A 12530-nucleotide genomic window follows, 5' to 3' on the forward strand; every position below is an offset into this window, starting at 1 on the left:
CACATGACCTCGAAGGCCCCGTACTGGGAGATGTGATCGACGAGGATCGCGCGGGCCCGCTCGATCGTGGCCCCGAACGGCCCGTGGTGCTGGTCCGCCACCTGAACACGGTGACGCCGCTGCAGTTTTCGGGGAAAACTCAGCACATCCTCGCATCCCGGGGCCGACTCGGCACCGGTTGATTTCAGCCTCTCCCCATCGCCGTCCGCAGCTCGATCTCGATCACCACGCGGGACGGGTTCGGCGAGGGCACCCGCCCGTACCGCTCCGCGTAGCGCCGCTCGGCCTCCGCGACGGGTTCCGGCTCGGTGCGTACGTACGCCTGTCCCTCCAGCGTGGCCCAGCGCCGCCCGTCCACCTGGCAGACCGCGACCCGCGCGCCGTCGGGGCCGGCGGCGCGCACATGTCCGACCTTCGCGCTGGATTTGTTGGTGATGATCCGCGCCAGACCCGCCTCCGGGTCGTATGTCACCCCGACGGGCACCACGTGCGGGCTGCCGTCGGGCCGCAGCGTCGTCAGCGTGCACAGGTGCCGCTCCTGCCAGAAGGTGAGGTACGAGGGGTCGGGATCGCGCGGATTCACGGGGTACGTGGCCATGGAGGAGAACCTAACCGCCAGGGGGCTTCTGACGGATCTTCGCGGCGTCGCGACGCCCGGCACGCACTCTCGCCGCACCGGACGAAAGCCCTAGTAGCTCCGCTACGAGGACTTCCGCCCGGCACGCCGAGAGCACGCACCGAACGCCGCTCCTTCTTCCGCGCTGATCCGTCAGAAGCCCCCTAGGTCTCCCGGCAGGACCTTGAGTGGAATAGACTCAACTTTGTGTACGTTGCCCAAGGCAGTGTTAGGGCGGGAGCCGCCCACCGCTGACGCAAGGAGGAGAACGCGAACGTGGACGCCGAGCTGACCAACAGGAGCCGGGACGCGATCAACGCGGCCAGTGACCGGGCCGTGTCCGCCGGGCACCCGGACCTCACCCCCGCCCACCTGCTCCTCGCGCTCCTTGAGGGGCAGGACAACGAGAACATCATCGACCTGCTGGCCGCCGTCGACGCCGACCAGGCGTCCGTGCGCACCGGCGCCGACCGCGTCCTGGCCGCGCTGCCCAGCGTGACCGGCTCCACCGTCGCGCCCCCGCAGCCCAGCCGCGAACTGCTCGCCGTCATCGCCGAAGCACAGGCGAAGGCGAAGGAGCTCGGCGACGAGTACCTCTCCACCGAGCACCTGCTCGTCGGGATCGCCGCGAAGGGCGGCGCCGCCGGTGACGTACTGTCCGGGCAGGGCGCCAGTGCGAAAAAGCTGCTTGAGGCGTTCCAGGAGACCAGGGGAGGACGCCGGGTGACTTCCCCGGATCCCGAGGGCCAGTACAAGGCGCTCGAAAAGTTCGGTACGGACTTCACCGCCGCCGCGCGCGAGGGGAAGCTCGACCCCGTCATCGGACGGGACCAGGAGATCCGCCGGGTCGTGCAGGTGCTGTCCCGGCGCACCAAGAACAACCCCGTCCTCATCGGCGAGCCCGGCGTGGGCAAGACCGCCGTCGTCGAGGGGCTCGCCCAGCGGATCGTCAAGGGCGACGTGCCCGAGTCCCTGAAGAACAAGCGGCTCGTTGCGCTGGACCTCGGCGCGATGGTCGCGGGCGCCAAGTACCGCGGTGAGTTCGAGGAGCGCCTCAAGACCGTCCTGGCCGAGATCAAGGGCAGCGACGGCCAGATCATCACCTTCATCGACGAGCTGCACACCGTCGTGGGCGCGGGCGCCGGCGGCGACTCCGCCATGGACGCCGGCAACATGCTGAAGCCGATGCTCGCCCGCGGTGAGCTGCGCATGGTCGGCGCGACGACGCTCGACGAGTACCGCGAGCGGATCGAGAAGGACCCGGCGCTGGAGCGCCGCTTCCAGCAGGTGCTGGTCGCCGAACCCACCGTCGAGGACTCGATCGCGATCCTGCGCGGGCTCAAGGGCCGCTACGAGGCCCACCACAAGGTCCAGATCGCCGACAGCGCACTGGTCGCGGCAGCCACCCTCTCCGACCGGTACATCACCTCCCGCTTCCTGCCCGACAAGGCCATCGACCTCGTCGACGAGGCGGCCTCCCGGCTGCGCATGGAGATCGACTCCTCGCCCGTCGAGATCGACGAACTCCAGCGCGCCGTGGACCGGTTGAAGATGGAGGAGCTGGCCCTCGGCAAGGAGACCGACCCCGCCTCCCGGCAGCGCCTGGACAAGCTGCGCCGCGACCTCGCCGACAAGGAGGAGGAACTGCGCGGCCTCACCGCCCGCTGGGAGAAGGAGAAGCAGTCCCTCAACCGCGTCGGTGAGCTGAAGGAGAAGCTCGACGAGCTGCGCGGCCAGGCCGAACGCGCCCAGCGCGACGGCGACTTCGACACCGCCTCCAAGCTGCTCTACGGCGAGATCCCCACCCTGGAAAGGGAGTTGGAGGAGGCTGCCGAGGCCGAGGAGGAGGTCTCCAAGGACACCATGGTGAAGGAGGAGGTCGGCCCCGACGACATCGCGGACGTCGTCGCCTCCTGGACCGGCATCCCCGCCGGGCGCCTGCTGGAGGGCGAGACGCAGAAGCTGCTGCGCATGGAGGAGGAGCTCGGCAAGCGGCTCATCGGCCAGTTCGAGGCCGTACAGGCCGTGTCGGACGCCGTGCGCCGCTCACGGGCCGGTATCGCCGACCCGGACCGCCCCACCGGCTCCTTCCTCTTCCTCGGCCCGACGGGCGTCGGAAAGACCGAACTCGCCAAGGCGCTGGCCGACTTCCTCTTCGACGACGAGCGGGCGATGGTCCGCATCGACATGTCGGAGTACGGCGAGAAGCACAGCGTCGCGCGGCTCGTGGGCGCGCCGCCCGGATACGTCGGGTACGAGGAGGGCGGCCAGCTCACCGAGGCCGTACGCCGCCGCCCGTACAGCGTGATCCTGCTCGACGAGGTCGAGAAGGCGCACCCGGAGGTCTTCGACGTCCTCCTGCAGGTGCTGGACGACGGCCGCCTGACGGACGGTCAGGGTCGCACGGTCGACTTCCGCAACGTCATCCTGGTCCTCACCTCGAACCTGGGCAGTCAGTTCCTGGTCGAGCCGCTGACCACCGAGGAGGAGAAGAAGCAGCAGGTCCTGGAGGTCGTACGGAGCTCCTTCAAGCCGGAGTTCCTCAACCGGCTCGACGACCTGGTGGTCTTCTCGGCTCTCGACAAGGCGGAGCTGGAGCGCATCGCGAGGCTGCAGATCGACCGCCTCGCGAGGCGTCTCGCGGAGCGCCGGCTCACCCTGGAGGTCACCGACGCGGCCCTCGCCTGGCTCGCGGACGAGGGCAACGACCCGGCGTACGGTGCCCGCCCCCTGCGCCGCCTCGTGCAGACCGCCATCGGCGACCGCCTGGCCAAGGAGATCCTCGCGGGCGAGGTCAAGGACGGCGACACGGTCCGCGTGGACGCCTTCGGCGAGGGGCTGATCGTGGGGCCGGCGACGGGCAAGACGCTGTAGCCGTCGCGGACGACGCGAGGGATGCCGTACGGCCCCCTTGCCCGGTGGGGATCACCGGGCAAGGGGGCCGAGGTTTTGCAGCTGGTTGAGGGGGGAGTCGTCGGTGAGGACGACGATCACGGCCACGATGAACCAGACGGCGAAGGCCAGGCACCCCAGCCACAGGCCCCACAGGAGCCATCGGACTTCTCTCCGCATGTGCATGCCGTGATCCTTTCGGCTCGGTGACCCGGCCGGGTCACCGATCGATGCCGGTCCGGGTACGGCCCCGGTGACCGGATCGTGTCAGCCCCCGGCGGACAGGCACCGCCTGGGGTTGCCACCCCCCGCCCCGCATGGGGGAGGATGGCGGAATCCGTACGAAGGGAAAAACACGGTGAGCATCGACCCGTCCTCGATTCCGAACTTCGGGGGCCAGCCCGAGCCGCAGCCCGGCGGACCGGCGGGCCCCGTCGTCCCGGATCAGGACCTTGTGAAGCAGCTCCTGGAGCAGATGGAGCTGAAGTATGTCGTCGACGACGAGGGTGACCTCGCGGCGCCGTGGGAGCAGTTCCGTACGTACTTCATGTTCCGCGGCGAGGGTGACCAGCAGGTCTTCTCGGTGCGGACGTTCTACGACCGGCCGCACGAGATCGACGAGAAGCCCGCGCTTCTCGAGGCGATCGACGACTGGAACCGCCGCACGCTGTGGCCCAAGGTCTACAGCCACACGCACGACGACGGCAGTGTCCGTCTGATCGGCGAGGCGCAGATGCTGATCGGCACCGGCGTCGCGCTGGAGCACTTCGTGTCCTCGACGGTCAGCTGGGTGCGGGCCGCGATCGAGTTCGACAAGTGGCTCGTGGAGCAGCTCGGCCTCACGGAGGAGATCGACGAGGCCGACGAGAAGCCCGAGGACGACGAGTAGGTCGTCCGGGGACGCACGGACTCACAGGGGCGTGCGGGCGATGACCACCAGATACGCCCCGTAGGCGAACGAGAGCCCGGCCAGGGCGCCGACCACCAAGGTCGCGTGCCAGGGCCGGGCTCTTGCCGTTCGCACCAGCGCCCGCGCCAGCGGGATCAGCAGCGGGAACGCGGGCAGCAGGAAGCGCGGCTTGGACTCGAAGAACCCGGAGCCGCCGAGTACGACGAGCAGCAGGACGCCGCTGTAGACCAGCAGCGGCAGTGGGGCGCGGTCCGCGACGAGCAGCGCGTAGAGCAGCACGCCCGCCGCGACGATCACCATCGTCATGGGGAACACGAACCGCTCCCCGTGCAGCAGCAGGTGCCGGATGAAGTGCAGCGATCCGTGTCCGAGGTCGAAGCGCGAGCCCCACAGCCGCTGCACCGTGAAGTACCCGCCGAGCGGATCGCCCTTGCGCCGCCCCACCCACAGCACGTAGCCGCCCCAGCCGAGCGGCGCGAGCGCGGCGCCTGTCCACAGGCTGTGGGGAACTTTTCGCCCGCGCCGCCTCCAGACCTCGTACGCCGCCGCCGCGAGGACCGCGGCCGCGACCGCGAAGCCGTTGGGCCGGGACAGGCCCGCGAGCGCCGCCAGGGTGCCCGCCCACAGCCACCGCTCGCTGAGCACGGCGTACAGCGACCAGGCCGCGCAGGCCGTGAGCACGGGTTCGGTGTACGCCATGGAGAGCACGACCGAGTGCGGAAGCAGGCCCCACAGCAGCACGAGCGCGGTGCCGACCGCGCGGCCGTACAGCCGGGCCCCGATCGCGTACATCCCGCACGCGGCGGCCGCGGCCGCGCACCACGAGACGAGCAGGCCCGCCGCGCCGCCGCCGAGCGGGGTGAGCGTGGTGACGGCGCGGACGAGCGCCGGGTAGAGCGGGAAGAACGCCAGGTCGCTGTGGATGACAGTGGGCCGGAAGTACAGCGTCCGTCCGTAGCCGTGCGTCGCGATCCCCAGGTACCAGAGCGAGTCCCAGGACCGCCCCAGCAGGGCGAGGGGGCGGTGGCCGGTGGCCCAGGCGGTCCCGGCGAGCACGGCCAGGCCGAGCAGCCGGGCCGCCGCGAACAGGCCGAGGGCGGCGCAGGTCGCCCGTGCCGCTGCGGTGGGCAGGCGTTCCGCAGGGCGGGACGGGTGGGCACAGCCCTCAGCGCCGGGTTCCTTGGTGGCGAGGGCTGGGATGGTGCTGGCGCGAGTCACACCCGAACTGTGCGTCCCGCTTGGGTGATTTGCGAGCTTTGGGGGCCCGTGCGAGTACGTGTCGTGCTACCCCGGCGCGCCTCGGTGAACGGCACGGAGGCAGCTGGTAGAGGGCGGCCTACCAGGCCGCCTTCAACCGCTTCGCCGCCTCCTCCAGCACCCCGGTCTGCTTGCAGAAGGCGAACCGTACGAAGGGGGCGCCGGCCTCCCGGTGGTCGTAGAAGACCGCGTTCGGGATGGCGACGACCCCGGCGCGCTCCGGCAGCGAACGGCAGAAGGCGAAGCCGTCGGACTCGCCGAGCGGGCGGATGTCGGTCGTGATGAAGTACGTGCCCGCCGGCCGGAAGACCTCGAAGCCCGCCTCGGTGAGCCCGGCCGCGAGGACGTCCCGCTTGGCCCGCATGTCCGCGCGGAACGCCTCGAAGTAGGTGTCCGGCAGCGCGAGCGCCTCGGCGACGGCGTACTGGAAGGGCCCGGAGGCGACGTACGTCAGGTACTGCTTGGCCGAGCGGACGGCCGAGACCAGGCCGGGCGCGGCGGTCACCCAGCCGACCTTCCACCCGGTGAAGGAGTAGGTCTTGCCCGCCGACCCGATGGACACCGTCCGCTCGCGCATGCCCGGGAAGCAGGCCAGCGGCAGGTGCTCGGCGTCGTCGAAGACGAGGTGCTCGTACACCTCGTCCGTCACCACGAGGAGGTCGCGCTCGACGGCCAGCTCGGCGATGAAGGCGAGCTCCTCGCGCGTGAGCACGGTGCCGGTCGGGTTGTGCGGGGTGTTGATGAGCAGCAGCCGGGTGCGGTCGGTGACGGCGTCACGCAGCTCGTCGAGGTCGAGCCGGAACGAGGCGGACGCATGGTCCGGCCGCAGCGTGACCGGCACCCGCGTGCCGCCCGCCATCGCGATGCTCGCCGCGTACGAGTCGTAGTACGGCTCGAAGGCGATCACCTCGTCGCCGGGCTCGACCAGGGCGAGCAGCGCCGCGGCGATGGCCTCGGTGGCGCCCGCCGTGACGAGGACCTCGGTGTCGGGGTCGTACGACAGTGCGTACAGCCGCTGCTGGTGCGCGGCGATCGCGGTGCGCAGCTCGGGCACGCCCGGGCCCGGCGGGTACTGGTTGCCGCGGCCGTCCCTGAGCGCGCGCACCGCCGCCTCCCGGATCTCCTCGGGCCCGTCCGTGTCGGGGAAGCCCTGGCCGAGGTTGATCGCACCCGTGCTGAGGGCAAGGGCCGACATCTCGGCGAAGATCGTCGTACCGAACTCGGCGAGCCGACGGTTGAGGAAGGGGCGTGCGCTGGAGGTCATGGCCGTCATCCTGCGCCCAAGCTCTGGAGTTCCTCAACTCTGCTTTGGCCCGCCGGGCGCGAGGGCATCCCCCTCTCACGCACGGATCCCGTGCACGGAGCGAGAGCCCACGGGGGGCCGCTTCGGGGGAACGAAAGGAGGGTGGCGCCATGGTCATCGGCATCATCCTGGCGGTTGGGTGCATCGTGCTGGTCGGGGCCTTCGTGGCCGCGAACCGGAAGGGGAGGAAGGCCGTACGCAGGTCCGGAGGCGGGGGCACGCGTTCCCGGCGCACCGGCAGCAGCAGCAACAGCTGGTGGGCCGGCGGCGCCGGCAGTGCCGGCAGTACGGCGGTCTCGTGCGGCAGCAGTTCGTCGGGCGGGCACCACGGGGGACACCACAGCAGCCACTCGTGCGGGGGCGGTTCTTCGTGCGGAGGCGGGTCCTCCTGCGGGGGCGGGTCCTCGTGCGGTGGCGGCGGCGGATGCGGCGGAGGCAGCTGACACGGGGCAGCCGAGCTCCTCAGGGGAGCCGCATCCGGAACGCAGTGAAGTGCCCGTCGGGGAACGGCTTCCGGCGGGCACTTCCGTGCTCCGGGCGTACGCCGTGGTTGAACAGTTGAGCTGTGAAGCCCTCGGGGGGATGGAAACCCTACGAAGTTGGGTAAAAACGCTGTGGCGGCGCCATAGTTCATGATTCCCTCTACATCACCAAAGCAGCCCTCGGACGTCCTTCCTGACGGGCTGACCGGGCCGTTCTCCCGGCGCCGACCGGGTGCGCCGGACCTCCCCCCACCTCCCTTAATGCGTGCTAGCGGAGCCGACCCATGCTCACGACCCTGAACACCGCCTACACCGACACGCGCGCGGCAGACCTCGCCTGGGCCCTGGGGCGCGAACCGCTCCCCGCGCTCGCCACCCTCGACCTCGAACTCGCCGGAGCGAGACTTCAGTTGCGGCTCCTCGGCGCGTCGCACCAGGTGCTCCTCGATGAGGAGCAGGGCAGTTGTTCGGAGACGGTCGCGTGCATCTCCGGCAGCAGCACGCCCCTCCCGCTCGGCGTGGCGAAACGGCTCGGCGACTGGGAGTACGAGTTCGCGGCCCGCGTCGAGACCCTCTCCCACGGCTCCTTCGCGGGCCGCGCCCAGGAGTTGCTGGCCCTCGTCTCCGACCACCCCAACGGACTCGCGGGTGTCTTCCCCGGCAGCCCCCACGCCTTCACCGCGATGCTCGCCCAACGCCACGAGGGCCAGGTCCACTGGCGCACATGGCACGCGTATCCGCAGGACGGCCAGCTGGTCGCGACGCGCACGCGGGTGGGGGTACGGCAGTTGAGCCCGTCCGGCGGATTTCTCAGCCCGTCCGGCGTTTGAGGACGAGGCCGTTCAGGCCGATGGCGGGGGTCTGGGGGCGACAGCCCTCAGGAACAAACCCCGAACGCCCAACAAGCCCACGTTTCCACACGTGTGGGTGACGAAGCGCAGCGCAAGCGTGACGTAGCGTTCCCAAGGTGATCGAACCGCACGCGCCTGCTCCACCCGGCGCGCCGCCGTCCTGGGGCGTCCAGGGCCAGGCGCGGCTGCCCGTCAGTCCGGGCATCGGACGGTTCCTCGTCCTCGCGGGAGTGTTCGTCTGCGCGGCCTGTGGACTTGTGTACGAGCTCGAACTGGTCGCCCTCGCCTCGTACTTGATGGGCGACTCGGTCACCCAGGCGTCCGTCGTCCTGTCCGTGATGGTCTTCGCGATGGGCATCGGCTCCCTCGCCGCGAAACGGCTGCGCCCGCGCGCCGCGGCGGGGTTCGGCGCGGTCGAGGCGGCGCTCGCGCTGGTCGGCGGATGCAGCGCGATGGCGCTGTACGCGGTCTTCGCGTGGACGGGGGACTGGAGCGGGCTCTGGGCGGCCGGCTCCCGCTACCTCCTGGTCGCCTTCTCCCTCGCCATCGGCCTGCTCATCGGCGCCGAGGTCCCGCTGCTCATGGAGCTGATCCAGCGCATCCGCCGCCAGGACGCGGGCGGCGCGGTGGCGGACCTCTTCGCCGCGGACTACGTCGGCGCGCTCGTCGGCGGCCTCGCCTTCCCCTTCCTGCTGCTGCCGCTGCTCGGCCAGGTGACGGGCGCGCTGCTCACCGGCACGGTCAACGCGCTCGCCGGCGGCGCCCTCGTACTCGGCCTGTTCCGGCGGGATCTGACCCGGCGCGGCCGCTGGCTGCTGCTCGTCGCCAACCTCGTCGTCCTCGGGGTGCTCGCCGCCGCGGCCGTCCTGGTCGACGACTTCGAACGGGCGGCGCGACACGCGGTCTACGGCGAGGACGTACGGGTGGCGCTGCAGAGCGGCGTCCAGGAGGTCGTCCTGACCGGCGGCACGCACGGCAGCCCCCTCGACCTCTTCCTCGACGGCCGCCTGCGGGTCAGCGGCCGGGACGAGCGCCGCTTCCACGAGGCGCTCGTCCACCCCGCGATGAACGGGCCGCACGCGCGCGTGCTCGTCCTCGGCGGCGGCGACGGCCTCGCGGTCCGCGAGGTGCTGCGCCACTCGGGCGTACGCCGGGTCGACGTGGTCGAACTCGACGCGGCCGTGATCGGGCTGGCGCGCCACGACCCGGCGCTCTCCCGGCTCAACGGGCATGTGTACGACGACCCGCGCGTCCATGTCGCCGTGACGGACGCCTTCCGCTGGCTGCGCGGCGCCCACTCCACGTACGACGTGGTGATCTCGGACCTCCCCGACCCCGGCATCACGGCGAGCACGAAGCTCTATTCGCAGGAGTTCTACGGCCTCGCGAGCCGCGTGCTGGCGCCGGACGGACGGCTGGCGGTGCACGCGGGGCCGGTGGCGACCCGGCGGCGGATCTTCTGGACGGTCGACGCGACGGTGCGGGCGGCCGGACTGCACACGGTGCCGTACCGCGTGGGCGGGCGTGACATCGGCTTCGCCGCGGGCCCCGACCGCACGGCGGGCGCCTCCCGCGCCCCGCACGACTGGGGCTTCCTTCTCGCCGCCGCCACTCCCCCGGTCCTGGGCCTCGACCCGGCGGCCCCGCCCCCGCGGACCCTGACCCGGCCGGGGCTGAACGCTGACGTCCGAGCGGCGTCCCGCACCCGCATCACCGGCCTGGCGCCCTCCACGCTGGTGCATCCGCGGTACGCCGACTGAGGCGGAGCCCGGTTTCGGCCAGGGAATCGCGTCATTGACAGGTGCGGTCCGGGCCGTGCTGGGTAGGCTCGGCTGACATGGAGCATGAGGTGTTCGTTCCGGTTCCGGTCGAGCGGCTGAGGGAGGCGCTGGCCGATCCCGCACGGGTGGCCAGGGCGGTTCCCGGCCTCCAGCAGGACGCGGGCACGCCGCCCGTGTCCGGCCGGCTGAAGGTCCGCATCGGCGGCCACACGATCACCTACCGCGGTGCGGTGCGGGTCACCGCGCACGACGACGACACCTACGCCGTCGAGGGCGACGCGACGGAGGCCCGCGGCAGCGGCTCGGTCAAGCTGGCCCTCTCGCTACGACTCGCCCCCGCGGACGGCGGCACGACGCTCGCCTTCGGCGGTACGGCGACGGCGGACGGCCGGGTGACGGAACTCCCGCCGGACGCGGTGACGTCGGCGATGACGCGGCTGCTGAACCGTTTCGCGGAGGCGCTGGGGGATGGGACGGAGGAGAAGCGGCCGGGCTCCGAACCCGAGCCGCGACAGGGCACGGACGCGGCGCCCGAACCGACCCCCGAAGCGACCCCTGAAGAGCCCTCCTCCCCCTCCGTCTTCGAGACCGAGGTTCCTCCGCCGTCCCTGGAGCAGGAGTTCGGTGCGGAGTTCGGCGACGCGGAGCAGTCCCTGGGCGGGGCCCCGCTGCCCGGGGAGCGAGCCGATCCGATGGCCGAGGCGGCGCACGCCCGGCGCACGATGATCGGTCGCAGCGCGGAGGAGGTGGACCACGCGCCGCCGCGGGGCCGCTACGCCCCCGTCCCGGCTCCGGAGGCCGCCGCCGCCCGCGCCACCCTCCGCTGGGCGGCCCCCGCCGCGGCCCTCGCCCTCGCCTCCGCCATCGCCGTAACCCGAGCCCTGCGCAAACGCCACTGATACCGGCCCCGGGGTGGGCGCAGTAACGCGGCCCGCAGTCGCGTACGCACGGACCCGACCCCCAGCGAACGTCACCCCCGCCAGTAAGGTCAGGGCGTGAGTAACGAAGACATCACGCTGACCGCGGGTGACGCGGAGGTGACCGTGCTGCCGGAGAACGGCGGCCGGGTGGGCAGTCTGCGAGTCGGCGGCGTCGAACTGCTGCGCCAGGGCGAGAAGTTCGGCTGCTTCCCGATGGTCCCGTGGTGCGGACGCATCCGCGAAGGCCGCTTCCTGGACGGGGCCGTCGTACGGCAGATGCCCCTCAACTCCCCACCGCACGCCATCCACGGCACCACCCGGGACGGCGCCTGGACCACCGCCCGCACCACCGCCACGGAAGCGGTCATCACGTACGACCTCGCCGCCCCCTGGCCCCACCCCGGCCGCGTCACCCAGGTCTTCGCCCTGACACCGGACGCCTTCACGCTCACCACGTCCGTGGAGACGTACGGGGACTCGTTCCCGGCCCAGATCGGCTGGCACCCCTGGTTCAACCGGAACCTCGGCACCGGCGAGGACGTCCTCCTCGACTTCACCCCCGCGTGGCAGGAGGAGCGCGGCGACGACCACCTCCCCACCGGCAAGCGCGTCGACCCGCGCCCGGGCCCCTGGGACGACTGCTTCGCAATGCCCGACGGAGTCGACGTCACGCTCACCTGGCCCGGGCAGCTGGAGCTGAAGGTGGCCGCCCGCGAGCAGTGGGTCGTCGTGTACGACGAGCAGGAGGCGGCGGTGTGCGTGGAGCCGCAGACCGGCCCGCCCAACGGCCTGAACACCCACCCCCGCCTGGTCACACCGATCGAGCCGCTGGAAGCCACGACCACCTGGAGCTGGCGCCGCCTCTAAGCTGATGCGCATGAGTGATGACGTACGCGGAGCACTGCTGCAGCAGATCAAGGACAAGGCCGTGGTGCACGGCAAGGTGACCCTTTCGTCGGGTCTTGAGGCGGACTACTACGTCGACCTGCGCCGCATCACCCTCGACGGCGAGGCCGCGCCACTGGTCGGGCAGGTGCTGCTCGACCTGACCGCGGACCTCGACTTCGACGCGGTGGGCGGTCTGACGATGGGCGCCGACCCGGTCGCCGCGTCGATGCTGCACGCGGCCGCCGCGCGAGGGCAGAAGCTGGACGCCTTCGTCGTCCGCAAGGCCGCGAAGGCGCACGGCCTGCAGCGCCGCGTGGAGGGCCCCGAGATCAAGGGCCGCCGCGTCCTCGTCGTCGAGGACACCTCCACCACGGGCGGCTCCCCGCTGACCGCCGTGGAGGCCGTGCGCGAGGCGGGCGCGGAGGTCGTCGGCGTGGCGACGATCGTCGACCGGGCGACCGGCGCCGACGAGAAGATCCAGCAGGGTGCCGGAGTCCCGTACCTCTTCGCGTACTCCAAGGACGAGCTGGGCCTGGACTGACGCAGCAGAGCGCCCCGGCCCGGGCACGGACCGGGACATGGGCCGGCGCACGGGCTGAGGCAGCAGGGACCCCTGGGGCGGGCGGCTCC

Annotated in this window: 11 protein-coding genes; 7 read left to right on the top strand and 4 right to left on the bottom strand. The window is 71.8% G+C overall.

Translation table 11 applies throughout. The annotated features are described in order from the left end of the window. Positions 1-184 precede the first annotated feature (184 nt). Positions 185-598: a pyridoxamine 5'-phosphate oxidase family protein gene (locus ACN6LB_RS39190; RefSeq protein ID WP_356134857.1), complete on the bottom strand. Its 414-nt coding sequence runs from the start codon at positions 596-598 to the stop codon at positions 185-187. 294 nt (positions 599-892) lie between these two features. Here ACN6LB_RS39190 and clpB point away from each other — a divergent pair, with 294 nt between their 5' ends. After that, positions 893-3490 (top strand): ATP-dependent chaperone ClpB, encoded by a 2598-nt coding sequence (gene clpB, locus ACN6LB_RS39195; protein ID WP_356134855.1) that lies wholly within the window; start codon positions 893-895, stop codon positions 3488-3490. A 51-nt stretch (positions 3491-3541) separates the two neighbouring features. Here clpB and ACN6LB_RS39200 read toward each other — a convergent pair whose 3' ends face one another. After that, entirely contained in the window at positions 3542-3694 is a 153-nt protein-coding gene (locus tag ACN6LB_RS39200; protein WP_445030039.1) for a hypothetical protein, read from the bottom strand. A gap of 172 nt (positions 3695-3866) precedes the next feature. Between ACN6LB_RS39200 and ACN6LB_RS39205 the strand changes: the two genes are divergently transcribed. Beyond that, positions 3867-4397: a YbjN domain-containing protein gene (locus ACN6LB_RS39205; protein ID WP_356134853.1), complete on the top strand. Its 531-nt coding sequence runs from the start codon at positions 3867-3869 to the stop codon at positions 4395-4397. Between the two features lie 21 nt (positions 4398-4418). On the opposite strand, the gene ACN6LB_RS39210 is transcribed toward ACN6LB_RS39205, so the two are convergent. Both ACN6LB_RS39210 and ACN6LB_RS39215 read right to left on the bottom strand, forming a co-directional pair. Beyond that, positions 4419-5636 carry a hypothetical protein gene (locus ACN6LB_RS39210; RefSeq protein WP_445030040.1) on the bottom strand — a complete coding sequence of 406 codons (1218 nt, stop codon included), beginning with the start codon at positions 5634-5636 and terminating at the stop codon, positions 4419-4421. A gap of 118 nt (positions 5637-5754) precedes the next feature. Continuing rightward, positions 5755-6948: a pyridoxal phosphate-dependent aminotransferase gene (locus ACN6LB_RS39215; protein ID WP_356134849.1), complete on the bottom strand. Its 1194-nt coding sequence runs from the start codon at positions 6946-6948 to the stop codon at positions 5755-5757. Positions 6949-7744: 796 nt separating this feature from the next. On the opposite strand from ACN6LB_RS39215, the gene ACN6LB_RS39220 reads away from it, so the two are divergent. The 5 genes from ACN6LB_RS39220 to pyrE all read left to right on the top strand — a co-directional run bounded on the left by ACN6LB_RS39220 (position 7745) and on the right by pyrE (position 12441). Then, on the top strand, positions 7745-8290 hold the full coding sequence (locus ACN6LB_RS39220) for a DUF2617 family protein (protein ID WP_356133953.1): 546 nt from the start codon (positions 7745-7747) through the stop codon (positions 8288-8290). Between the two features lie 137 nt (positions 8291-8427). Continuing rightward, the gene (locus ACN6LB_RS39225) at positions 8428-10071 is read left to right on the top strand and encodes a polyamine aminopropyltransferase (RefSeq protein WP_445030041.1); all 1644 of its coding nucleotides are present in this window, start codon (positions 8428-8430) and stop codon (positions 10069-10071) included. Positions 10072-10148: 77 nt separating this feature from the next. Next, positions 10149-10991 carry an SRPBCC family protein gene (locus ACN6LB_RS39230; protein WP_445030042.1) on the top strand — a complete coding sequence of 281 codons (843 nt, stop codon included), beginning with the start codon at positions 10149-10151 and terminating at the stop codon, positions 10989-10991. A gap of 96 nt (positions 10992-11087) precedes the next feature. Next, positions 11088-11879, top strand: coding sequence for an aldose epimerase family protein (locus tag ACN6LB_RS39235; RefSeq protein WP_445030043.1), 792 nt, complete (start codon positions 11088-11090; stop codon positions 11877-11879). A gap of 10 nt (positions 11880-11889) precedes the next feature. Next, positions 11890-12441, top strand: coding sequence for an orotate phosphoribosyltransferase (gene pyrE / locus ACN6LB_RS39240; protein ID WP_356133945.1), 552 nt, complete (start codon positions 11890-11892; stop codon positions 12439-12441). Positions 12442-12530 lie beyond the last annotated feature (89 nt).

This window comes from Streptomyces sp. SAS_270, from assembly GCF_052543295.1.

Coding starts and splice junctions, on each gene's coding strand:
- ACN6LB_RS39220 (WP_356133953.1), top strand. CDS start 7,745: ATGCTCACGACCCTGAACACCGCCTACACCGACACGCGCGCGGCAGAC.
- pyrE (WP_356133945.1), top strand. CDS start 11,890: ATGAGTGATGACGTACGCGGAGCACTGCTGCAGCAGATCAAGGACAAG.
- ACN6LB_RS39200 (WP_445030039.1), bottom strand. CDS start 3,694: ATGCACATGCGGAGAGAAGTCCGATGGCTCCTGTGGGGCCTGTGGCTG.
- ACN6LB_RS39230 (WP_445030042.1), top strand. CDS start 10,149: ATGGAGCATGAGGTGTTCGTTCCGGTTCCGGTCGAGCGGCTGAGGGAG.
- ACN6LB_RS39215 (WP_356134849.1), bottom strand. CDS start 6,948: ATGACGGCCATGACCTCCAGCGCACGCCCCTTCCTCAACCGTCGGCTC.
- ACN6LB_RS39190 (WP_356134857.1), bottom strand. CDS start 598: ATGGCCACGTACCCCGTGAATCCGCGCGATCCCGACCCCTCGTACCTC.